At 71.0% G+C, this 21555-nt stretch carries 20 protein-coding genes; 19 read left to right on the forward strand and 1 reads right to left on the reverse strand.

Annotated features, from left to right (window positions below; all coding sequences use genetic code 11):
- Nucleotides 1–122: 122 nt before the first annotated feature.
- A complete protein-coding gene (locus KBX08_RS13785; protein WP_210783889.1) occupies nucleotides 123–1055 on the forward strand; it encodes an ABC transporter ATP-binding protein in 933 nt (310 codons plus the stop codon).
- Nucleotides 1056–1228: 173 nt separating this feature from the next.
- On the opposite strand, the gene KBX08_RS13790 is transcribed toward KBX08_RS13785, so the two are convergent.
- The gene (locus tag KBX08_RS13790; protein ID WP_112675795.1) at nucleotides 1229–1465 is read right to left on the reverse strand and encodes a flavin reductase; all 237 of its coding nucleotides are present in this window, start codon (nucleotides 1463–1465) and stop codon (nucleotides 1229–1231) included.
- Nucleotides 1466–1717: 252 nt separating this feature from the next.
- Between KBX08_RS13790 and KBX08_RS13795 the strand changes: the two genes are divergently transcribed.
- The 18 genes from KBX08_RS13795 to KBX08_RS13880 all read left to right on the forward strand — a co-directional run bounded on the left by KBX08_RS13795 (nucleotide 1718) and on the right by KBX08_RS13880 (nucleotide 21414).
- Nucleotides 1718–2521: a helix-turn-helix transcriptional regulator gene (locus KBX08_RS13795; protein WP_307850545.1), complete on the forward strand. Its 804-nt coding sequence runs from the start codon at nucleotides 1718–1720 to the stop codon at nucleotides 2519–2521.
- Nucleotides 2512–2703, forward strand: coding sequence for a DUF397 domain-containing protein (locus tag KBX08_RS13800; RefSeq protein WP_210783890.1), 192 nt, complete (start codon nucleotides 2512–2514; stop codon nucleotides 2701–2703). The genes KBX08_RS13795 and KBX08_RS13800 overlap by 10 nt, the downstream gene beginning before the upstream one ends.
- Before the next feature lie 429 nt (nucleotides 2704–3132).
- Complete coding sequence (locus KBX08_RS13805) at nucleotides 3133–3921, forward strand: ABC transporter permease (RefSeq protein ID WP_210783891.1); 789 nt, start codon at nucleotides 3133–3135, stop codon at nucleotides 3919–3921.
- Between the two features lie 33 nt (nucleotides 3922–3954).
- A complete protein-coding gene (locus tag KBX08_RS13810; protein WP_210783892.1) occupies nucleotides 3955–4764 on the forward strand; it encodes an ABC transporter permease in 810 nt (269 codons plus the stop codon).
- A gap of 64 nt (nucleotides 4765–4828) precedes the next feature.
- Nucleotides 4829–5854, forward strand: coding sequence for a YihY/virulence factor BrkB family protein (locus KBX08_RS13815; RefSeq protein WP_210783893.1), 1026 nt, complete (start codon nucleotides 4829–4831; stop codon nucleotides 5852–5854).
- Between the two features lie 289 nt (nucleotides 5855–6143).
- Nucleotides 6144–7322 (forward strand): ROK family protein, encoded by a 1179-nt coding sequence (locus KBX08_RS13820; RefSeq protein WP_210783894.1) that lies wholly within the window; start codon nucleotides 6144–6146, stop codon nucleotides 7320–7322.
- Between the two features lie 133 nt (nucleotides 7323–7455).
- A complete protein-coding gene (locus KBX08_RS13825) occupies nucleotides 7456–8964 on the forward strand; it encodes a sugar ABC transporter ATP-binding protein (protein WP_210783955.1) in 1509 nt (502 codons plus the stop codon).
- Complete coding sequence (locus KBX08_RS13830) at nucleotides 8961–10088, forward strand: ABC transporter permease (protein ID WP_210783895.1); 1128 nt, start codon at nucleotides 8961–8963, stop codon at nucleotides 10086–10088. Before KBX08_RS13825 ends, KBX08_RS13830 begins: the two co-directional genes overlap by 4 nt.
- Nucleotides 10089–10184: 96 nt before the next feature.
- The gene (locus tag KBX08_RS13835; RefSeq protein ID WP_210783896.1) at nucleotides 10185–11237 is read left to right on the forward strand and encodes a substrate-binding domain-containing protein; all 1053 of its coding nucleotides are present in this window, start codon (nucleotides 10185–10187) and stop codon (nucleotides 11235–11237) included.
- 54 nt (nucleotides 11238–11291) lie between these two features.
- A complete protein-coding gene (locus KBX08_RS13840; RefSeq protein ID WP_374101940.1) occupies nucleotides 11292–12467 on the forward strand; it encodes a Gfo/Idh/MocA family protein in 1176 nt (391 codons plus the stop codon).
- 643 nt (nucleotides 12468–13110) lie between these two features.
- Nucleotides 13111–14277, forward strand: coding sequence for an inositol-3-phosphate synthase (locus tag KBX08_RS13845; protein ID WP_210783898.1), 1167 nt, complete (start codon nucleotides 13111–13113; stop codon nucleotides 14275–14277).
- The gene (locus tag KBX08_RS13850) at nucleotides 14261–15220 is read left to right on the forward strand and encodes an SCO3242 family prenyltransferase (RefSeq protein WP_210783899.1); all 960 of its coding nucleotides are present in this window, start codon (nucleotides 14261–14263) and stop codon (nucleotides 15218–15220) included. Before KBX08_RS13845 ends, KBX08_RS13850 begins: the two co-directional genes overlap by 17 nt.
- Nucleotides 15217–16215 (forward strand): sugar phosphate isomerase/epimerase, encoded by a 999-nt coding sequence (locus tag KBX08_RS13855; protein ID WP_247669372.1) that lies wholly within the window; start codon nucleotides 15217–15219, stop codon nucleotides 16213–16215. Before KBX08_RS13850 ends, KBX08_RS13855 begins: the two co-directional genes overlap by 4 nt.
- Nucleotides 16216–16272: 57 nt before the next feature.
- Nucleotides 16273–16881 (forward strand): EboA domain-containing protein, encoded by a 609-nt coding sequence (locus KBX08_RS13860; protein WP_210783900.1) that lies wholly within the window; start codon nucleotides 16273–16275, stop codon nucleotides 16879–16881.
- Nucleotides 16882–17739: a TatD family hydrolase gene (locus KBX08_RS13865; RefSeq protein WP_210783901.1), complete on the forward strand. Its 858-nt coding sequence runs from the start codon at nucleotides 16882–16884 to the stop codon at nucleotides 17737–17739. It abuts the gene before it with no gap.
- The gene (eboE, locus tag KBX08_RS13870) at nucleotides 17739–18938 is read left to right on the forward strand and encodes a metabolite traffic protein EboE (RefSeq protein WP_210783902.1); all 1200 of its coding nucleotides are present in this window, start codon (nucleotides 17739–17741) and stop codon (nucleotides 18936–18938) included. Before KBX08_RS13865 ends, eboE begins: the two co-directional genes overlap by 1 nt.
- Entirely contained in the window at nucleotides 18935–20350 is a 1416-nt protein-coding gene (locus KBX08_RS13875; protein WP_210783903.1) for an alkaline phosphatase family protein, read from the forward strand. Before eboE ends, KBX08_RS13875 begins: the two co-directional genes overlap by 4 nt.
- Nucleotides 20347–21414 (forward strand): polyprenyl synthetase family protein, encoded by a 1068-nt coding sequence (locus tag KBX08_RS13880; protein WP_210783904.1) that lies wholly within the window; start codon nucleotides 20347–20349, stop codon nucleotides 21412–21414. The genes KBX08_RS13875 and KBX08_RS13880 overlap by 4 nt, the downstream gene beginning before the upstream one ends.
- Nucleotides 21415–21555 lie beyond the last annotated feature (141 nt).

A 21555-nucleotide genomic window follows, 5' to 3' on the forward strand; every position in this document is an offset into this window, starting at 1 on the left:
GCCCGTGGTCGGGGTGACCGGCGGGTCGCGGGCGTCGTCCTGCACGTTTCGGGTCGCACCTCCCGGCACGCCCCCGCGTATTTGCGTGGAGGGCTGTCGGACCCGGCGGTTAGGGTCGGGCGGTGACTTCGGGGCGACCACTGATTCAGGCTCGCGGGCTGGTGAAGCGGTTCGGCGATTTCACCGCCGTGGCCGGCATCGACGTCGAGGTGCGCCCGGGTGAGGCGTTCGGCTTCCTCGGGCCCAACGGCGCGGGCAAGTCGTCCACCATGCGGATGATTGGCTGCATCTCCCCACCCAGCGGGGGTGAGCTGCACATCCTCGACATGGATCCGGTGGCTGACGGGCCGGCGATCCGGGCGCGTCTCGGGGTGTGCCCCCAGCTGGACAATCTCGATCCGGAGTTGACCGTCCGGGAAAACCTGACCGTCTACGCCCGCTACTTCGGCATCTCCCGCCGGGCGGCCCGGGAGCGCGCCGCCGAGCTGCTCGACTTCGTCCAGCTCACCGAGCGGGCCGACAGCAAGGTCGAGCCGCTCTCCGGTGGCATGAAGCGTCGGCTGACCATCGCCCGCGCGCTGGTGAACGATCCGGAGATCGTGCTGCTCGACGAGCCGACCACCGGGCTCGACCCGCAGGCCCGGCACCTGGTGTGGGAGCGGCTGTTCCGGCTCAAGCAGCAGGGCGTCACGTTGGTGCTCACCACGCACTACATGGACGAGGCCGAGCAGCTCTGTGACCGCCTGGTGGTGATGGACGGCGGCCGGATCGTCGCGGAGGGCTCGCCCCGCGCACTGATCGAGCAGCACTCGACCCGTGAGGTGGTCGAGCTGCGCTTCGCCGCCGAGTCGCAGGAACCGTTCGCCGGCAAGCTCGACGGGTTGGGGGAGCGGGTCGAGGTGTTGCCCGACCGGATCCTGCTCTACGTGCCCGACGGCGACGCGGCGGTCGCCGAGGTCACCGCGTTGGGGCTCCAGCCGGCGAACGTGCTGGTCCGGCGCAGCGGCCTGGAGGACGTCTTCCTGCACCTGACCGGCCGCACCCTGGTCGACTGACCGGCGCCCGGCCGTTCCTTGGCTGCGGCGTAGGCGGTTTTCCGGGTCGGCCCCAACGTGCCCGTGCCTGAGCCCACCGCTCGATTCTGCCCATGCGGCCACGGCACCCCTAAGACGCCGGAATTGGGCGACTTTGGGCGCGGTCGCACCGCTGATCTGCCGGCGGTCGCCGCTCAACGGGCTCTGGCCCAGGTGATGAATCGGTCGGTCAGTCGGTCCTGACCGGCCTGGCCGGCGAGGTCTCCGGCCGCCTCGTACAGCAACGCGGCGAGGTAGATGAGCAGGCCGATCCGGTCCTCGCGGTACTCGCCGAGCAGCGCCAGGCGGGCCGGCGAGCAGGGCCACGCCGCGCCGCAGACCCGGCAGCGCCAGGACGGGCGTGCCGCTACGTGTGGGCGGTACCGCGGCATCAGCGCCCGCCGCCGTCATGAGCCGACCAGGTGAGTCGCACGAGGGAACCTCCGTCGGGTGGGAGGGAGCGCCCCGGATCGGGGGTCACGGGGCGCTCCCGGCCTGGTTCCGCCCGCCGTCTGGATCCCGTGAGCGGTTCCGCTGCGTGACAGTCTGGTGAAGACCCGACTACGGTGGGAGGTTCCGCACGCCGACGACCAGCGCGTACGGCAATCGGCCCGGCACGGTACGGGAATGTACGGAGGGTGTCCGTGGAGAGTTCGTCCATGCTGGAGCACTTCGCCGAGGAGTTGCGACTGGCCCGGGCCGCCAACGGGATGTCGCAGACGGCGCTGGCCGAGGCGTTGAGCTATTCCGGGGCGCTTGTCGCCAAGGTGGAGACATCCGAGCGCCGGCCAAGTCTGGACTTCGCCCGCCGGTGCGACGCCGTGTTCTCAGCCGACGGTCGGTTCGAACGCATCCAGCGGCGGATCAGCCGGGAGGCAGTGGTGCCGTGGTTCCGCGACTGGGCCGGCATCGAGCAGGAAACCACAGCGCTGCGCTGGTTCGAGCCGCTGTGTGTGCCAGGCCTCTTGCAGACCGAGGGGTACGCCCGCGCGCTACTGACCGGCGGCGGCTTGTTCGCGGCCGACGAGGTCGAGCAGCAGGTGGCAACCCGGCTGGACCGTCAGAGACTGCTCACCCGAGACCGGCCGCCGCTGCTCACTGCCGTGATCGACGAGCACGTGCTGCGCCGATCTGTCGGTGGGCCGGAGGTAATGCGCGAGCAAGTTCAGCACCTCGTGAAGCTCGGCACGGCGTTCCCGAGGGTCCGAATCCAGGTCGTGCCAACTCCCGCCGGTGCTTACGCTGGGCTCGGAGGGCCGTTCGTGATCGCAAGCTCGTCGCAGGGGGAGGACCTTGTCTACCTCGCTGGACAGCGTCACGGGCAGGTCATCGACCGCGCCGATTACGTCCGTCAGATGGTCGAGGTGTGGGAGTCGATCCGGGGTGAGGCACTATCGCACGGGCAGTCCCTCGATCTGATGGCGGAGGTGGCGGAGACATGGATCTAACCGGTGCCCGGTGGCGCAAGAGCATCCGTAGCGGCCCGGATGGCGGCAACTGCGTGGAGGTTGCCAGCAACCTGCCTGGGCTGGTGGCCGTCCGCGACTCCAAGGACCCGACCGGTCCCGCGCTGCTCTTCCCGCCTGACGCGTGGCGGGCGTTCGTCGGTGCCGACTCCTTCCGCCGGTAGTTAGCGCTCAGTCTCCGGCTGCTTGATCGGCCGCCCTTACCCATCGGCTCATATGCTGATCGATGACCTCCCGTACCTGGCGACGGAGGCCCGTGCCGCTCGTATCGCCCATCCCCTCGGCCGCGAAGACCGCATCGGTAAAGCTGTCCGCGTCGTTGGGAGAGGACTCGCGGAGCCGAAGGTTCTCTGCAGGGGGCAGGCAGAAGCCCAGCTTGACGCACAGCTCTTCGAGGAGTCGTTGGACTTCAGAATTCCTGTCATGAGGGTGGCCCATGGTGGACAGCGTGGTGACTCCTGCCGCGAGTCGCCAACCCTGACGCGCACAAATCCGGGCGACACGTCGGCGGGGTCGTCGTAGGGTGACCGCGGTCTGTCGTACCCCGGGGGTAGACAGGTCGTGGTGGTCGGCGCGGTGGGCGGGGTGGTCGGGTGAGTGCGGCGGGATCGGCGCGGTTCCCATGGGTGCCGGCGTACGCGGTGTTCGAGCACCACCTGGTGGGGCTTCGGCGCACCTGGCGGGCCGGGGTGTTCTCCTCGTTCCTGCTGCCGGTGCTGACGGTCCTCGGGTTCGGGGTGGGCGTCGGCGCCTACATCGACCAGGGCGTCGGCGGGGTGCGTTACCTCGACTGGCTGGTCCCCGGGCTGATCGCCTCGACAGCGCTCCAGGTGACCGTCGGTGACTCGACCTGGCCGGTGTTCAGCAACTTCCAATGGGTCAAGACCTACTTCGCGCAGGGCGCGTCGCCGCTGCGGGTGGGTGACATCGTGGCCGGGCACCTGGCCTTCGTGCTGTTCCGCGTGCTCACCACGATTGTGGCGTTCCTACTGGTCACCGGGCTGTTCGGGGCGTTGCGGTCGCCGTGGGCGGTGGCCACCCTGCCGGTGGTGGCGTTGCTCGGGCTGGCCGTCGCCGCACCGACCTTCGCGTACGCCGCATCGGTGTCGAGCGACAGTTGGCTGGCGATGCTGTTCCGGTTCGCGGTCATCCCGATGACGCTCTTCGCCGGGGTGTTCTTTCCGGTCGAGTCGTTGCCCGAGGCGCTGCGCTGGCTGGCGTACGCGACACCGTTGTGGCACGCCGTGGACCTGTGCCGCGCGGCCACGCTCGGCGTCGCCCCACAGTGGTCGATCGTCGGGCACCTGCTCTACCTGGCCGCCTGGGCGGTCGCCGGCTGGTTGCTGGCGGTGCGCGCGTTCCGTCGCAAGCTCGTCGTCTGAACAGCAACCCGAAGAGCAAGCAGAGAGGATGCCGTGGTCACGCTGATCCTGCCCCGGCTGGTCGACGTCTCCGCCGCGTCCCGGCGGTCGGCGTCGGTGGTCGGGCGCAACGTCGCGGCGCTGAAGTCGGTCTACTGGCTGCTGCTGCTCTCCGGCTTCGTGGAGCCGCTGCTCTACCTGCTGTCCATCGGGGTGGGCGTCGGCGCGCTGGTCGGCGACCTGCCGCTGCCCGACGGGCGGCTGGTCTCGTACGCCGAGTTCGTGGCCCCGGCGATGCTCGCCTCCTCGGCGATGACCGGTGCGCTCGCGGAGACCACCTTCAACTTCTTCGGCAAGATGAAGTACATGAAGCTGTACGACGGGATGATCGCCACCCCGGTACGGCCGTTCGAGATCGCCGTGGGCGAATTGGGTTGGGCGATGCTGCGGGGCAGCGCCTACTCGGCGGCGTTCCTCGGCGTGATGGTCGCGCTGGAGTTGACGAGCGTCACCCGCGCGTTGACCGCTCTCCCGGCCGCGGTGCTTGTCGGGTTCGCGTTCGGGGCGCTCGGCATGGCGATCTCCACCTTCATGCGCAGTTGGCAGGATTTCGACCTGATGGCCTCCGCGCAGTTCACCCTCTTCCTCTTCTCCGGCACCTTCGTGCCGGCGCAGGCCTACCCGACAGTGCTGCACTGGCTCGTCGAGATCACCCCGCTGTACCGGTCGGTGCACCTGCTCCGCGGGGTCGCGCTGGGCAGTGGTGGTTGGCTCTGGCTGCTCGACGTGCTCTACTTGCTGGCGATGATGGCGATCGGTCTGCTGGTGGCTTCCCGCCGAATGGCGAGGTTGCTCTACAAGTAGGGGTTATCCGCGCCCGTCCACGGGGCATGTCCGGAGGTGACACCGCCGACCAGGAGGAGGGGCGATGACCTCGGACGAGTCTTCCGCCCAGCGTGAGCGCGAGGGTGATCCGGCCACCACGCCGGTCGGGCCCGACGCGGGCCCGGACAGCCCCACCGACCTGCCCGGCAGCGGCTGGAAGGCGGCGATGCGCCGGACGATCACCGAATTCCAGGACGACAGCCTCACCGACTGGGCCGCCGCGCTTACCTACTACGGGGTGCTGTCAATCTTCCCCGGCCTGCTGGTGCTGATCTCCCTACTCGGGCTGCTCGGCGAGAGTGCCACCCAGGGCGTCAAGGACACCGTCAACCAGGCGGTGCCGAACGACAGCGTGCAGGAGATCATCGAGGGCGCGATCAACACCGCCCAGCAGAACGGCGGCCTGGCCAGCGTCGCGGCGATCATCGGTCTGGTGGCCGCGTTCTGGTCCGCGTCCGGCTACATCGGTGCCTTCATGCGTGCGTCCAACACGATCTACGACGTGCCGGAGGGTCGGCCGATCTGGAAGACGCTGCCGATCCGGGCCGGTGTGACAGCGGTGATCGGCGTGCTGCTGCTGGTGTGCGCGGTGATCGTGGTCTTCACCGGCCGCCTCGCCGAGTCGGTCGGTGACGTGATCGGGCTCGGTTCGACGGCGGTCGCGGTGTGGGACATCGCGAAGTGGCCGGTGCTGCTGATCCTGGTCAGCCTGATGTTCGCGATCCTCTACTGGGCCTCACCGAACGCGCGGCACGGCGGGTTCCGCTGGATCAGCCCCGGCGGGGTGCTGGCCGTGGTGATCTGGCTGGTGATCTCCGGCCTGTTCGCCTTCTACGTGAGCAACTTCGGCTCGTACGACAAGACGTACGGGACGCTGGCCGGGGTCATCATCTTCCTGGTGTGGCTCTGGCTGAGCAACATCGCGATCCTGCTGGGGGCGGAGTTCGACGCCGAGTTGGAGCGGGGTCGCGCCATCTCGGCCGGGCACTCGGTCGACGACGAGCCGTACGTCGAGCTGCGCGACGACCGCAAGCTCCGCAAGAAGCGAAATTCTGCCGGCCGCCGCTGACGGCTCAGCCCTGATCGCCCTGCGGCCACCGCCCCGCGCCAAATTGCCCCGCCACCGAGGATCGGCTGGCGGGGCGTTTGCGTGTCCGTCGATGGAACTGTGGGCGAGGGGACGCGGGCCGTCCGTGATCCTTTCCATGATCGACTAGTAGCTTTTGTTCTTTCGGACAAAAGTTGGTCTCGGAACGGTTGAAGCTCTGGACAGGCGGCGTGGAACGCTCTTACTGTGTCGGACACAACACATCGGCATTGCGTCGATGTGAACGCTGCCAAAGAAGAGGGGGCCCCGGGTGCGCACCGTCGACCCCCTACACGTGCGCCTGTTGCGGCTGCTCCGCGACGAGGGTGCCGTGTCCCGGGCCGAGCTGGGCGACCGGCTCCAGATGCCGCGTCCGCGCATGCTGGCCGAGCTTGATCGCCTGGTGACGCTGGGCTATGTGGCCGAGGCCGGGCTCGCCGCATCCCGAGGCGGGCGTCGCTCGACTCTCGTCGAGCTGAACCCGAAGCTGCGCTTCGCCGCCGTCGACCTCGGCGCCAGCTCGATGGACGTCGAGGTGGTCAACGGCCGCCTCGAACCGGTGGCCCACTACGCCGAGGCGGCCGACATCCGCAACGGCCCGAAGGTGACCCTGCAACGGGTCAACGAACTGCTGCACAAGGCCCGGGTCGACGGCGCGTACGAGCGACTGGACGCGGTCGGCATCGGCGTACCCGGCCCGGTCAGCTTCCGCGACGGCGTTCCGGTCTCACCACCGATCATGCCGGGCTGGGACCGGTTCCCGGTGCGTGAGCTGCTCAGCCGGGAGCACGGCTGCCCGGCGGTGGTCGACAACGACGTCAACATCATGGCGATCGGCGAGCGGCACGGTGGTGTCGCCCACTCGGTGGACGACTTCCTCTTCGTGAAGATCGGCACCGGCATCGGGTGCGGCATCTACCTCACCGGCGAGGTCTACCGGGGCACCGACGGCTGTGCCGGCGACATAGGCCACATCCAGGTCGACTCGCACGGTCCGATGTGCTCCTGCGGCAACATCGGCTGCCTGGAGGCGCTGTTCAGCGGCGCCGCGCTCGCCAAGGACGCCGCAGCCGCCGCCCGCAGTGGCACGTCGCCGGCGCTGGCCGAGCGACTGGCGCTGCGGGGTGTCGTCACCGCGCTGGACGTCGCCGAGGGCGCCGTCGAGGGCGACGTGACCTGCATCCAGTTGATCCGGGACGGCGGACGGCGGGTCGGCGGAGTGCTCGCCGGTCTGGTCAGCTTCACCAACCCGTCCATGATCGTGATCGGTGGAGGGCTGGCCCAGCTGGGCCACATCCTGCTCGCCGAGATCCGCAGTGTGGTCTACCGCCGGTCACTGCCACTGGCCACCGGCAACCTTCCCGTCGTCCTGTCCGAGCTGGGCGGCCGTGCCGGTGTCACCGGCGCGGCGGTGCTCGCGAGCGACGTCGCCTTCGGGGAAGCCGCATGAAGCTGTTCGAGATTCCGTCGTGAGCGAGGAGGAGACTGTGGCTCTGCCCGAGGATGACCCCGCCACCGCGTCGGCCGAGGCCGTCGCCGAGGCGCCGCTGGTCGAGGCTCCCGCCGACACCGTCGCGGGCGAGGTGGTCCTGCGCCTCACCGATCTGGTGAAGACCTTCCCCGGCGTACGCGCGCTCGACGGCGTGCAGCTGGAGGTGCGTGCCGGCGAGGTGCACTGCCTGCTCGGGCAGAACGGCGCCGGCAAGTCCACCCTCATCAAGGTGCTCGCCGGGGTGCACCAACCGGATTCCGGGCAGGTGGAGTGGCGCGGTGAGCCGGCCACGTTCGCCAACCCGCAGGCCGCCATGAAGGCGGGCATCGCCACCATCTACCAGGAGCTCGACCTCGTCGAGGATCTGTCGGTGGCGGAGAACGCGTTCCTCGGACACGAGTACCGCAACTTCGGTTTCGTCCGGCGCGGTCGGATGGCCCGGCACACCCGGCAGATCCTCAGCCGGCTCGGCCACGGTGAGATCCCGCCGGGGCGGATGGTCCGGTCACTGCCGGCGGCCGGCAAACAGATCGTCAGCATGGCGCGGGCGCTGTCGCACGAGGCCCGACTGATCATCATGGACGAGCCGAGCGCGGTGCTGGCCCACGACGAGGTCGGCAACCTGTTCCGAATCATCCGAGAGCTGACCGCGCAGGGCATCGCCGTCATCTACATCTCCCACCGGTTGGAGGAGATCCGCGAGATCGGCGACCGGGTCACCGTCCTCAAGGACGGCCGGACCACGGCGGCGAACCTGCCGGCGCGCGACACCCCGACCCGCGACCTGGTGAGCCGGATGACCGGCCGCACCATCGAGTACGTCTTCCCGGACCGGCCGACCGACGACTCCGCTGGCGCCGACCTGCTCCAGGTGCAGGGGTTGACCCGCACCGGCGAGTTCGCCGACGTGTCGCTGAACGTGCGTGCCGGGGAGATCGTGGGCATCGCGGGGCTGGTCGGCTCCGGTCGTTCCGAACTGCTGGAGACGATCTACGGCGCCCGCCTCCCGGAGGCCGGCACGGTGCAGATGGACGGCAAGGTCCTGCGGCCCGGCGTCGGCGCGGCGGTTCGCGCCGGCATGGGAATGGCCCCGGAGGAACGCAAGAGCCAGGCGCTGCTGCTCGGCGAGCCGATCTACCGCAACGTCACGCTGGCCACCTTCGGCCGGTACGCGCGGCTCGGCTTCACCAACGCCGCCAAGGAACGCGCCGAGGCGGACCGGATCGCGGAGACCCTGGAGCTGCGGCCCCGGGACGTCGACCGGCCGGTACGCACGCTGTCCGGCGGCAACCAGCAGAAGGTGGTGGTCGGGCGTTGGCTGCTCGGCGGCACCAAGTTGCTGCTTCTCGACGAGCCGACCCGGGGCGTGGACGTGGGCGCCCGGGCCGAGCTCTACCAGGTCATCCGGGGATTGGCCGCACAGGGCGTTGGGGTGCTGCTGGTCTCCAGCGAGGTGCCCGAGGTGCTGGGTCTGGCCGACCGGGTGCTGGTGATGCGGGAAGGGCGGGTCGTCCGCGAAGCCGCGGCCGGCGAACTCGACGAGAACACTGTGCTTGACCTCGTGATGGCGGGGTCCTTGATGGAAGGCGCACCGGCATGAGCGACGCGACTCCCACTCCCACCGCGACACCGGAGCGCCCGCAGCTTCCGGCGCAGTCGCCGCCGGTGGACCCGGCGGAGACGGCGGTGGCAAATAACAAGGCAGGATCCGGGGGCAAGCTCTCCTGGTGGCGGGGTGACGGTGGCGACGGCGCCAAGCGCAACCTCGGCCTGATCGGGGTGCTGGCCGCGCTCATCGTGGTCGGCGCGGTCACCAAGCCCGACCTGTACGGCGACCCGAACTGGGTCTGGAACAACGTCCTGGCCATTCTCCAGTTGGCCTCGGTCGTCGGCGTGGTCACTGTCGGGATGACCTTCGTGATCATCGGTGGTGGCATCGACCTGTCGGTCGGCGCGATCGTCGCGCTGGCCGGGGTCTGGTGCACCACTGTGGCCACCCAGAGCTACGGCGCCGGCGGCATGATCTTCACCGCCCTCGCGGTCGGCATCTGCGTCGGTCTCGTCAACGGTGTGCTCATCTCGTACGGGCGGCTGGTCCCCTTCATCGCGACGCTCGCGATGCTGGTGGCCGCGCGAGGGCTCGCGGCGTCGATCTCCAACAAGCAGACCCAGGTGTCGAGCAGCACCTTCATCAACGACATCGCCGCGCGCAAGGTGATCGGGATCCCGATCCTGGTCTACATCCTCGGCGCGGTCGTGCTGGCCGGTTGGGTAGTGCTCAACCGCACGACCTTCGGCCGGCGGACCATCGCCGTCGGTGGTAACCCGGAGGCGGCGCGGCTGGCCGGCATCAACGTCCGGCGGCACACCATGCTGCTCTACGCGCTCTCCGGTCTCTGCTGCGGTATCGCCGCCATCATGCTCACCTCGCAGGCGACCTCGGCGCAGGCGGCGATGGCCAACCTGTACGAGTTGGACGCGATCGCCGCGGCGATCATCGGCGGGACTCTGCTCAGCGGCGGCCGGGGCACGATCGTCGGCTCGCTGCTCGGCGTCATCATCTTCGCCACCATCACGAACCTCTTCGCCATCAACGGCCTCTCCATCGAGGCGCAGAACATGGTCAAGGGCGGCATCATCGTCGCCGCCGTCCTGGTCCAGCAGTTCCAGTTCAAGTCAGTCACTCGGCTCCTCGCGCGGAACAGGGTCACCACCGCAACCTGACGCACCGCACCGTTGTCCTGGCGACGTCGAGAAATCGACGCTGGCCGGGCCCCGCACACCCTCAATAAGTCAAATCCCGCTCCCAGGAGGTCATTAATGACCCAGCACAGTCGCGACCTGTCGCGCCGCCGGTTGCTCTTCGGTGGAGCCGCAGTGGGCGCTGCCACCCTCCTCACCGCCTGCACCAGCAACGAGACCCCGGCCGCCAGCACCCAGACCAAGGCCGCCGGAAACAGTGAAGGCAACAACGCCCCGGGCAAGAAGGTCGTCATCGGCTTCTCCGCCCCGGCCGCCGACCACGGCTGGATGGGCGCGATCCACGCCAACGCCAAGGCGCAGGCCGCCGCCTACTCGGACGTGGAGTTCAAGGAGGTCGACGGTGGGTCGAACTCCGAGGCCCAGCGCTCCACGCTCGGCACGCTGATCGCCCAGAAGCCGGACATCATCGTCGTGCTGCCGCACGACGGCAAGGAGGTCAACGCCGTTGCCCTCCAGGCGATGCAGGCGGGCATCCCGATCGTGAACCTCGACCGGGCGTTCCCCGACGCGCTGGCCTCGCGGCTGGTCATCAAGGGCGACAACTACGGCATGGGCGTCTCGGCCGGGCACTTCATCGGCAAGATGCTCAAGGACAAGGGCGTCGCCAACCCGGTCATCGGTGAGATCGCCGGTCTGGAGATCCCGCTGACCGTCGAGCGCAGCGAGGGCTTCAAGGCTGCCCTAGCGACCTACGGGTTCAAGGTGGGCAACCGTCGTTCGGCCGAGTTCACCTCGGACAGCGGTCAGCGCGAGGCGTCCCAGCTGCTCCAGGCGCTGCCGAAGATCGACGCCATCTGGAACCACGACGACGACCAGGGCATCGGTGTGCTCGCGGCCATCAAGCAGGCCAACCGGTCGGAGTTCTTCATGGTCGGCGGCGCGGGCTCCAAGCTCGCGATCGACGCGATCAAGGCCGACAACACCGTGCTCAAGGCCACTGTCACCTACAACCCGTCGATGGCCTCCTCGGCGGTCTCGCTCGCGCGGCTCATCGCGCAGGGTCGGGGCCTGGGCGACCTGACGGAGCTGCAGGTGCCCAAGGAAGTGACCCTGGCCTCGGAGACGATCACCAAGGAGAACGCGAGCAGCTACGACAAGCTCGGGTTCTGACATACCGGGGGGAGACCCACCTTGTCCACGACAGACAAAGAACTGCGGGTCGGCATGGTCGGCTACGCGTTCATGGGCGCCGCGCACTCACAGGCGTGGCGCACCGTGAACCGCGTCTTCGACCTGCCGGCGCGGGCCCGGATGGCGTTGATCTGCGGCCGAGACACAGCGAAGGTGGCTGACGCCGCCGACACACTCGGCTGGGACGCGTACACCACCGACTGGCGTGACCTGATCAACCGGGACGACATCGACGTCGTCGACATCTGCACCCCGGGCGACAGTCACGCCGAGATCGCTCTCGCCGCGTTGGCCGCAGGCAAGCACGTTCTGTGCGAGAAGCCGTTGGCCAACTCGGTGGAGGAGGCACGGGCGATGACCGCTGCGGCGGACGTCGCCCGGGCCTCCGGAGTGCGGTCGATGTGCGGGTTCAACTACCGCCGGGTCCCCGCGGTCACGATGATGCGCCAGTTGGTCGCCGACGGACGGCTCGGGGTGATTCGACACGTCCGTGCGACGTACCTGCAGGACTGGATCGTGGACCCGCAGTTCCCGCTGGTCTGGCGGTTGCAGAAGGACAGGGCGGGCTCCGGCGCGCTCGGTGACATCGGTGCGCACATCATCGACCTGACCCAGTTCGTCACGGGTCAGCGGATCAGCGGCGTCAGCGCGGTCACCGAGACCTTCGTCAAGGAGCGGCCGTTGCCGGCCGAGTCGAGCGGTCTGGCGGCCTCGGTGGACGGCCACACGGCGCCCACCGGGACTGTCACCGTCGACGACGCCGCGGTCTTCGTGGCGCGACTCGACGGTGGCGCCCTGGCCACGTACGAGGCGAGCCGGTTCGCGACCGGCCGTAAGAACGCGCTGCGCGTCGAGATCAACGGCTCGCTGGGCAGTGTGGTCTTCGACCTGGAGCGCCTCAACGAGCTGGAGTTCTACGACGCAACCCGCCCGGCCGTGGAGCAGGGCTTCAGCCGCATCCTGGTGACCGAGGGCGAGCACCCGTACATGTCGGCGTGGTGGCCGCCGGGCCACATCATCGGCTACGAGCACTCGTTCACGCACGAGATGCGCGATTTCATCGAGGCGGTCGCCACCGGTGTCGACCCGACTCCCTCCTTCGCCGACGCGTTGCAGGTCCAGCTGGTGCTGGACGCGGTGGCCCGCTCGGCGGAGCTCGGCTCCTCCTGGGCCGAGGTGGAACCGACGCTGACCGCGGCGACCGTCTGACCATTGACCATCCGCGACGGCGGTGTTCGCACCGCCATCGCCCGACCGGCTTTCCGAAGCCGACCGGCGAGGGACCAACCACGGATTGCGCCCCGTGGCCGGGACAGAGGTCGGCTTCGGAGAGCGTGCGGCCGGGCCTTACGGCCCGGTGGCGCACGAGCAGGACGGTCGTCCGGTGCGACCGGACCGGGATTCCCCGGCCGCACCGGAGGACCGCCACCACCGGTGACCTCCGGAGGACCTGATGACACCGCCCGCCGCCGCCCCCACCCGTACCGCATCCGCTCGCCGGTTCCCGGCGGGTAGTGGTTCGGTCGGTGTTCCGGTGGGCGCGGCGGCCTGAGACGCCCGGCCGAGGCATGCCAATGCCCCGACCGGCCGGATGCGGGGGAGGCAGGGTCGAGACGCCGACCCGACCCTGCCTACCAGCCCCGTCTGCTCGCACCTGCCGGGATCCGGTCCGGCGTCGTCGCCGCCGACGCCGACGTCGGAAGCCGGTGCTGTTCCGGTGCGGGGCGAGCGGACGGGGCCCATCCACCCCGGCCCGAAACTTTCCGAAACTGGCCCGTATCTTTCCGAAACATATTCTGATATTCCTATATTTAGCGGTACCGACGGTTCCTCGTGAAGGGGAAGGAGCACCATGCGAACAGGTGTCTGGCTGGTAGGAGCGCGCGGTTCGGTCGCGACCACCAGCATCGTCGGGGGGCTCGCGCTGCGGGCCGGCCTGGCCGGGCCGACCGGCTGCGTCACCGAGCTTCCCGAGCTGCGCGGCCCGGCCCTGCCGGCCTTCACCGATCTGGTCTTCGGCGGACACGATCTGGCCACCACTCCGCTGTGCAAGCGCGCCGAGGCCCTCGCCGACGCCGGTGTCATCCCCTGGCGACTGGTCGCCGCGCTCCGCGACGAGCTGGGCGTGGTCGAGCAGGAACTGCGCCCAGCACCGGTCGGCGACACCCAGGCCGACCGGGCCGAGGCAGTGGTCCGCGACCTGACCAGCTTCCGCGAGCGGCACGAACTGGACCGGGTGGTGGTGGTCAACGTCTCCGCCACCGAGCCGGCCCCCGAACCGCACCCCGCGCACGCCGACCCGGCCGCGCTACGCGCCGCCCTCGACGGCCCGGACGAGGTGCTGCCGGTCAGCTCCCTCTACGCGTACGCCGCAGTGCTCGCCGGCTGCCCGTACGTCGACTTCACCCCGTCCACCGGGCTGCGGTTGCCGGCGCTGGCCGCGCTGGCCGAGGAGGCCCGACTGCCGTACGCCGGGCACGACGGCAAGACCGGGGAAACCCTTGTCAAGTCGGTGCTCGCGCCGATGTTCGCGATGCGCAACCTGGCCGTGGGCTCCTGGTCCGGGGTCAACCTGCTCGGCGGTGGCGACGGCGCCACCCTCGCCGACCCGGCCGCGAACGCGGCGAAGGTGCAGAGCAAGCAGCGGGTGCTCGGCGAGACGCTGGGCTACGTCCCGCAGGGCGGCACCCGCATCGAGTACGTCGAGGAGCTGGGCGACTTCAAGACCGCCTGGGATCTGATCACCTTCAGCGGCTTCCTCGGCACCGGCATGCGGATGGAGTTCACCTGGCACGGCTGCGACTCCGCGTTGGCCGCGCCGCTGGTACTCGACCTGGCCCGGCTCACCGCCGCCGCGCACGCCGCCGGGCAGGTGGGGCCGCTGGCCGACCTGGGCTTCTTCTTCAAGGACCCGCTGGGCGCGCCCACCCACTCGCTGGGTGAGCAGTGGGCCCGGCTGACCGCCTTCACCCGGCAACTGCACGACGGCGGAGACGGTGACCATGACAACGTTGGCTGATCTCGCCGAGCTGGTCCGGGCGCCGGCCGCGCTCTCGGTGCCCGGTGACGTGATCGCCGGGGCCGCGGCGGCCGGCGCGTTGAGCCCGCGTACCCCGGCCCTGGCCGGCGCATCGGTGCTGCTCTACTGGGCCGGCATGGCCGCCAACGACTGGGCCGACCGACGCCTGGACGCCGAGGAACGGCCCGAGCGGCCGATCCCGAGCGGGCGGATCACCCCGGCCGCCGCTGTCGGCCTCGCGGCGGGCCTCACGGCCGCCGGCGTGGGCCTGGCCGCCGCCGCGGGCGGTCGCCGCGCCGCCGCGCTCGCCGTGCCGCTGGCCGCCACCATCTGGGGGTACGACCTGCTGGCCAAGAACACCGCGGCCGGCCCGGCCGTGATGGCCGCCTGCCGAGGGCTGGACGTGCTGCTCGGCGCGTCCGGCGGCCGGATCACCCGGGCGTTGCCGGCGGCGGCCACCGTCGCCGCGCACACCTGGACGGTCACCGCGCTGTCCCGCCGGGAGGTCACCGGCGCCGACGCCACCCTGCCGATGCGCACCCTCGCCGGCACCGCGTTGGTCGCCGCCAGTGCCGCCGTCGCCGTGCCGGGCGCCCGACGCGCAGCCCACCGATCGACGAACCAGCCCGGGGCCACCGACCGGGCCGACACCGTCGACGAGACCGGCGTGCGCGCGGGTCGCAGCCGGTCGGCCACTATCGCGGCGCTGCTGCCCGCGGTGCTGGCCGGCTGGTACGCCGCCCGGTACGGCGCGGCCCAGGCCGAGGTGGTCCGGGACCCGTCGGCCGGGCGGGTCCGCGCGGCCGTCGGCGCCGGGATCACCGGGTTGCCGGCCCTCCAGGGAGCCCTCACCGCACGGGGTGGGGCGGGTCTGCTCGGGGTGGCCGTCGCGGCGGCCGCGCCGCTGGGTCGACGGCTGGCCCGGAAGGTCTCCCCGACATGAGCGTCCCCGAGCCCCGGCCCGGTGCGTCGGCCGCCGACGCCACCACGCTGCGCCTCGGGTACGGCACGAACGGCTTCGCCAACCACCGCCTCGACGACGCGCTCGCCGTCATCGCCGACCTCGGTTACGACGGGGTGGCGCTCACCCTGGACCACGACCACCTGGACCCGTTCGCGCCCGGGCTCACCCGCCGGGTCGCCGCTGTCGGTCGACGGTTGGAGTCGCTGGGCCTGGCGGTGGTCATCGAGACCGGTGCCCGCTACCTGCTCGACCCGTGGCAGAAGCACGCCCCGACGTTGCTGCACGACGACCCGACGCGGCGGATCGAGTTCCTGCGCCGGGCCGTGCGGATCGGCGCCGACCTGGGCGCGGAGGCGGTCTCGTTCTGGGCCGGTGTCCGACCCGAGGCGGTGTCACAGCAGTGCGCCTGGGACCGGCTGGTGTCCGGCTGCGCCACAGTGGTCGACGCGGCCGACACCGCTGGCGTCACACTCGGCTTCGAACCGGAGCCGGGCATGCTGGTGCAGGACATCGCCGACTGGCGTCGGCTGCACGCGGCACTCGACAACCCGGCTCGTTTCGGCATCACCCTCGACATCGGCCACTGCCGGTGCCTGGAGCCCTGGCCGGTGCCGCAGTGCGTCGCCGAGGTGGCCGATCACCTGGTCAACGTGCAGATCGACGACATGCGCCGAGGCGTGCACGAGCACCTGGAGTTCGGCGTCGGCGAGATCGACTTCCCGCCGGTGCTGGCCGCGCTGCGCGACGCCGGCTACCGCGGTCTGGTCGCCGTCGAGTTGCCCCGCGACTCGCACGCCGCGCCCGCCGTGGCCGCCCGGTCGATCGAGTTCCTGCGGGCCGCCGCGGCTACCGAATACGACCCTGCCCACACCCTTTGCTCTGCACCCGCCGAGGCGACACCCGCCGAGGCGACACCCGCCGGGGCGACACCTGCCGAGGCGCGACCTGCCGAAGAGGCCCCGGTGCATATATAGGTGCAGAGCAAAGGGTGGTGGCGGGGCACCGGGGAGCAGCACAAGGGAGGAGACGGGATGACACCGGATTCACTGCGGGCCGCGCTGGGAGGCGTACCCGATCCCGATTGGCTGGACACGGCGCTGCGCCGGGTCAGCACCGAGCCCACCGCGATCACCCGGCTCTTTCCCGCCGTCGGCCGACGCTGCGGGCGGGCCGCACTGCCCGACGCACCCGGCTGGACCGCCGACGACGCGGCCCGGGTGCTGCTGCTCACCAGCCTGCAAGGCGAGCACGCGGCGTACGCCGAGCGCCTCTACCAGCACGGTGACGCGGCCGAACGACGGGCCGTGCTGCGTGCCCTGCCGCTGCTGCCGATCGGCGCCGACGCGGTTCCGTTGCTGCACGACGCGATCCGGACCAACGACACCCGGCTGGTCGCCGCCGCGCTCGGCCCGTACGCCCGGCACCTCGACCAGGCCGCCTGGCGGCAGGCGGTGCTCAAGTGCGTGTTCAGCGGCGTTCCCCTGGCCAACGTGGCGGACCTGGACAGCCGGGCCGACGGCGAGCTGACCGCGATGCTGGCCGCGCTGGCCGCCGAACGGCACGCCGCCGGCCGGGAGTTGCCCGCCGACGCCAACGACCTGCTCCACCGGCTCACCGCCGCACTGCCCCGGGAGGCGTGAATGCGCATCTTCGACCCCCACATCCACATGACCTCGCGCACCACCGACGACTACGAACGGATGGCCGCCGCCGGAGTGCGCGCGGTGGTGGAGCCGGCGTTCTGGCTGGGTCAGCCGCGCACCAGCGCCGCCTCGTTCACCGACTACTTCGACTCGTTGATCGGCTGGGAGCCGTTCCGGGCCGGGCAGTTCGGGGTGCGCCACTTCGCCACCATCGCGCTGAACCCCAAGGAGGCCAACGACCCGCGCTGCCGGCCGGTCCTCGACCTGCTGCCCCGCTACCTGGACAAGGACGCGGTGGTGGCGGTCGGCGAGATCGGGTACGACTCGATGACGCCCGAGGAGGACGAGGCGTTCGCGGCGCAGCTCGCCCTCGCGGTGGCGTACGACCTGCCGGCGCTGGTGCACACCCCGCACCGGGACAAGGCGCGCGGCTGCGAGCGGACCCTCGCCGTGGTCGCCGAGTCCGGCATCGACGCGGGTCGGGTGGTCGTCGACCACCTCAACGAGGTGACGGTGAAGCTGGTCCGCGACAGCGGCTGCTGGCTGGGTTTCTCCATCTACCCGGACACCAAGATGACCCCGCAGCGGATGGTGGAGTTGCTGCGGGAGTACGGCACGGAACGGATGCTGGTCAACTCGGCAGCCGACTGGGGGCGCTCCGACCCGCTGCTGACCAGGGCCACCGGCGAGGCGATGCTCGCGGCCGGCTTCAGCGACGACGACGTCGACAAGGTGCTGTGGCGAAACCCGGTGGAGTTCTACGGTCAGTCGGGGCGGCTCGACCTCAGCGACCTGGACACCGCCGCCGCGGTGGACCCGCAGACCGGCAACTCGATCCTGCGCGGCGGCAGCTGATGCGGCTGCGACATGCCGGCGGCGAGACCGTCCACCTGGGCTACTGCACCAACGTGCACCCGGCCGAGGACCTCGCCGGCATCCTCGGTCAACTGGACACCTACGCGGTGCCGGTCCGCGAGACGCTCGGCAGCGACCTGCTCGGGCTCGGCCTGTGGCTGGCCGCCCCGGTCGCCGCCGAGCTGGCCGCCGACCCGACGCTCCGCCGCCGGTTGCGCACCGAGCTGGACGCGCGCGGCCTGGAGGTGGTCACCCTCAACGGCTTCCCGTACGCGGCCTTCCAGGCCCCGGTGGTCAAGCAGGACGTGTACCACCCGGACTGGACCACCGAGCAGCGCCTGACGTACACACTGAATTTGGCCAGGGTGCTCGCCGACCTGCTGCCCGACGACGCCGCCCGGGGTTCGATCTCCACGCTGCCGCTGGCCTGGCGTCGACCGTGGGACACCGACCGGGCCGACGCGGCCCGACGCCGCCTGGACCAACTGGCCGCCGGCCTGGCCGACGTGCAGCGGGACACCGGCCGTGAGGTGCGCGTCGCCTTCGAGCCGGAGCCCGGCTGTGTGGTGGAGAGCACCGGTCAGGCGGCCGAGCTGCTGTCCGGAATGGACACCGACCGGTTGGGTGTCTGCCTCGACCTGGCCCACCTGGCCTGTGCCTGGGAGGAGCCGGCCGAAGCACTGCGACGACTGCGGGCGGCCGGACTGCCGGTGGTGAAGGTGCAGGTCTCGGCCGCTGTCGAGGCCGCCGACCCGGAGGGCGGGGCCGAGGCGTTGCGCCGCTGGGTGGAGCCGCGCTTCCTGCACCAGACCCGGGGCGCCGGTTGCGCCGGTCTGGCCGATCCGGCCGACCCGACGTACGCGGCCGACGATCTGGACGAGGCGCTGGACCGGGCGCTGCCCGGCCCGTGGCGGGTGCACTACCACGTGCCGCTGCACGCCCCACCCGAGGAGCCGCTCGGCTCGACCCTGCCGGTGCTCCGCGCGGCCCTGAGAGCGCTCTTCGACGGCCCGACCGCCGGCTGCGACCACCTCGACGTCGAGACGTACACCTGGGGGGTGCTGCCGGCCGCCCGACGGCCCGGCACCGACGCGGAGCTGGCCGCCGGCATCGCCGCGGAGCTGGCCTTCGCCCGGGACGAACTGGTCGGCCTCGGCCTGACCGCAGAACGAACCGTGAGCATGGGGGTGACGCGATGAGCCGACGACTGGTGGTCCTCGACGTGGTGGGGTTGACGCCCCGACTACTGGCGCACATGCCTCGACTGCGGGGGGTGGCCGACGGCGGCTTCCGGGCCGAGCTGGGCACCGTGCTGCCCGCCGTGACCTGCTCGGTGCAGTCCACCTTCCTCACCGGCGAGCAGCCCAGCGGGCACGGGATCGTCGGGAACGGGTGGTATTTCCGGGAGCTGGGCGAGGTGCTGCTGTGGCGGCAGCACAACGCGCTGGTCGGCGGGGACAAGCTCTGGCAGGCCGCCCGTCGGGCCGAACCCGGCTACACGGTGGCCAACGTCTGCTGGTGGTACGCCATGGGCGCCGACGTCAACTGGACGGTGACGCCCCGCCCGGTCTACTACGCCGACGGGCGCAAGGAACCGGACTGCTACACCGACCCGCCGGAGCTGCACGACGCGCTCACCGGGCGGTTGGGCACCTTCCCGCTCTTCACCTACTGGGGGCCGACGGCCGGGTTGCCGTCGTCGCGGTGGATCTGCCAGGCGGCCGAGCAGATCCTCGCCGACGTGTCACCCGACCTGACCCTGGTCTACGTTCCGCACCTGGACTACGACCTGCAACGCTTCGGTCCCTCGTCGGCCCAGGCCGCCGCGGCGGCAGCCGAGCTGGACGCGGTGCTCGGCCCGCTCCTGGACGCCGCCCGGGCCCGGGACGCCACCGTGGTGGTGCTGTCGGAGTACGGCATCACCGACGTGTCCCGCCCGGTGGACGTCAACCGGTTGCTGCGCGCCGAGGGCCTGTTGCGGGTGCACACCCAGGCGGGCATGGAGTACCTCGACCCGTGGACGTCGAAGGCGTTCGCGGTCGCCGACCACCAGATCGCGCACGTCTACGTCAAGGATCCGGCCGACGTGCCGGCGGTGGCGAAGCTCTGCGCCGGCCTGCCCGGGGTGGCCGAGGTGCTCGACGCCGAGGGCAAGGCCGCACACGGGCTGGACCATCCGCGCGCCGGTGAGCTGGTGCTGGTGGCCGAGCCGGACGCCTGGTTCACCTACTACTACTGGCTGGACGACGCCCAGGCACCCGACTTCGCCCGGCTCGTGGAAATTCACCGGAAGCCGGGCTACGACCCGGCGGAGCTGTTCTTCGACCCGGCCAACCCCGGTGCCGCGAAGGCCCGGGCCGGGGTCGCCCTGGCCCGCAAGAAGCTCGGCATGCGGTACCTGATGAGCGCCGTCGGCCTCGATGCCGGCGCGCGGGCGGTGCGCGGCTCGCACGGGCGGCTGCCGGACGACCCGGCGGACGGCCCGGTGCTGCTCTGCTCCGACCCGACGGCGGCCCGGGACAAGATCGCGGCGACCGAGGTCAAGGCGCTGCTGCTGGAGCTGGCCGGGCTGAGCCCCGGCGGTGCGGGCGGGTCGGGGGAGGGCTCATGACGGTCACCGTCGCGCCCACCGACGCCAGCGAGCTGCGGGCGCGCTTCGACGCGGAGCTGGCCGGGTTTCTCAGCCGGCAGGGCCCGGACTGGCCGGACGGGGCGCCGCGGGGCGTGTTCACCGCGCTGCAGCGGTTCGTGCTGGCCGGTGGCAAGCGGTTACGACCGCTCTTCTGCTACTGGGGTTGGCGCGGCGCGGGGGCGGCCGACGGCACCCCGATCGTGGTGGCCGCGGCGGCCCTGGAGCTGTTCCACGCGTTCGCGCTGATCCACGACGACATCCTGGACGGCAGCGACCGCCGCCGGGGTGAGCCGTCGGTGCACCGGCTCTTCGCCGACCTGCACGCCCGCTCGTCGTGGCGCGGTGACCCCGAGGCGTACGGCCGCAACACCGCGCTGCTCTGCGGGGACCTCTGCGCGGCCTGGTCGGATCAGATGTTCCACGAGTGCGGGCTGAGCACCGAGCAGGTGCACCGGGGGTACGGCGTGTTCGCGCTGATGCGTACGGAGGTGATCGCGGGGGAGTACCTGGACCTGGTCTCGGGCGTGGGTGACGGCTCGGTGGCCAGCGCGCTCACAGTGATCCGGATGAAGGCCGCCCGGTACACGGTCACCAGGCCGTTGCAGATCGGTGCTGCCCTGGCCGGCGCGGAGCCGGAGCTGATCGCCGCGCTGGGCGAGTTCGGTGACCCGCTGGGTGACGCGTTCCAGCTCCGCGACGACGTCCTGGGCGTGTTCGGTGACCCGGCGGTCACCGGGAAGTCGGTCCTGGACGACCTGCGTGAGGGCAAGCCCACAGTCATGATGGCGCTGGCCCGCAGCGCCGCCGACCGGCCGCAGACCATCCGGTTGCGGGAGCTGTTCGGCAACCCGGCGTTGGACGCCGAGGGCGCGGCGGAGCTGCGCGACATCATCGAGGCGACCGGCGCGCGGGAGCGGATCGAGCAGATGATCCGGGTCCGGACCGAGGCCGCGCTCTCCGCTCTGCAGAATGCCGTGGTGGCCGATGACGCCCGCGCGGCCCTGGTTGCGCTGGCCGGGCAGGCGATCGACCGACGCGCCTGACCGGCGACTTTCGATCAAATCGACGAAAGTTGATGCTGAACCGCCGGAAGGTATGGACACATCGACACGTGCGACTTAGTGTCGTGACCAACACGACAATGTTTCGTCGAGGTGAACCGGCGGCGCGGTAACCCATCGACC

It is taken from the genome of Micromonospora sp. H61, assembly GCF_018070325.1.
Taxonomy (GTDB): Bacteria; Actinomycetota; Actinomycetes; order Mycobacteriales; family Micromonosporaceae; genus Micromonospora; species Micromonospora salmantinae.

What these genes read in the sequence shown, in the direction of transcription:
- KBX08_RS13790 (WP_112675795.1), bottom strand. Translation starts at nt 1,465, where the DNA reads ATGCCGCGGTACCGCCCACACGTAGCGGCACGCCCGTCCTGGCGCTGC.
- KBX08_RS13800 (WP_210783890.1), top strand. Translation starts at nt 2,512, where the DNA reads ATGGATCTAACCGGTGCCCGGTGGCGCAAGAGCATCCGTAGCGGCCCG.
- KBX08_RS13815 (WP_210783893.1), top strand. Translation starts at nt 4,829, where the DNA reads ATGACCTCGGACGAGTCTTCCGCCCAGCGTGAGCGCGAGGGTGATCCG.
- KBX08_RS13830 (WP_210783895.1), top strand. Translation starts at nt 8,961, where the DNA reads ATGAGCGACGCGACTCCCACTCCCACCGCGACACCGGAGCGCCCGCAG.
- KBX08_RS13835 (WP_210783896.1), top strand. Translation starts at nt 10,185, where the DNA reads ATGACCCAGCACAGTCGCGACCTGTCGCGCCGCCGGTTGCTCTTCGGT.
- KBX08_RS13840 (WP_374101940.1), top strand. Translation starts at nt 11,292, where the DNA reads ATGGTCGGCTACGCGTTCATGGGCGCCGCGCACTCACAGGCGTGGCGC.
- KBX08_RS13845 (WP_210783898.1), top strand. Translation starts at nt 13,111, where the DNA reads ATGCGAACAGGTGTCTGGCTGGTAGGAGCGCGCGGTTCGGTCGCGACC.
- KBX08_RS13850 (WP_210783899.1), top strand. Translation starts at nt 14,261, where the DNA reads ATGACAACGTTGGCTGATCTCGCCGAGCTGGTCCGGGCGCCGGCCGCG.
- KBX08_RS13855 (WP_247669372.1), top strand. Translation starts at nt 15,217, where the DNA reads ATGAGCGTCCCCGAGCCCCGGCCCGGTGCGTCGGCCGCCGACGCCACC.
- KBX08_RS13860 (WP_210783900.1), top strand. Translation starts at nt 16,273, where the DNA reads ATGACACCGGATTCACTGCGGGCCGCGCTGGGAGGCGTACCCGATCCC.
- KBX08_RS13865 (WP_210783901.1), top strand. Translation starts at nt 16,882, where the DNA reads ATGCGCATCTTCGACCCCCACATCCACATGACCTCGCGCACCACCGAC.
- eboE (WP_210783902.1), top strand. Translation starts at nt 17,739, where the DNA reads ATGCGGCTGCGACATGCCGGCGGCGAGACCGTCCACCTGGGCTACTGC.
- KBX08_RS13875 (WP_210783903.1), top strand. Translation starts at nt 18,935, where the DNA reads ATGAGCCGACGACTGGTGGTCCTCGACGTGGTGGGGTTGACGCCCCGA.
- KBX08_RS13880 (WP_210783904.1), top strand. Translation starts at nt 20,347, where the DNA reads ATGACGGTCACCGTCGCGCCCACCGACGCCAGCGAGCTGCGGGCGCGC.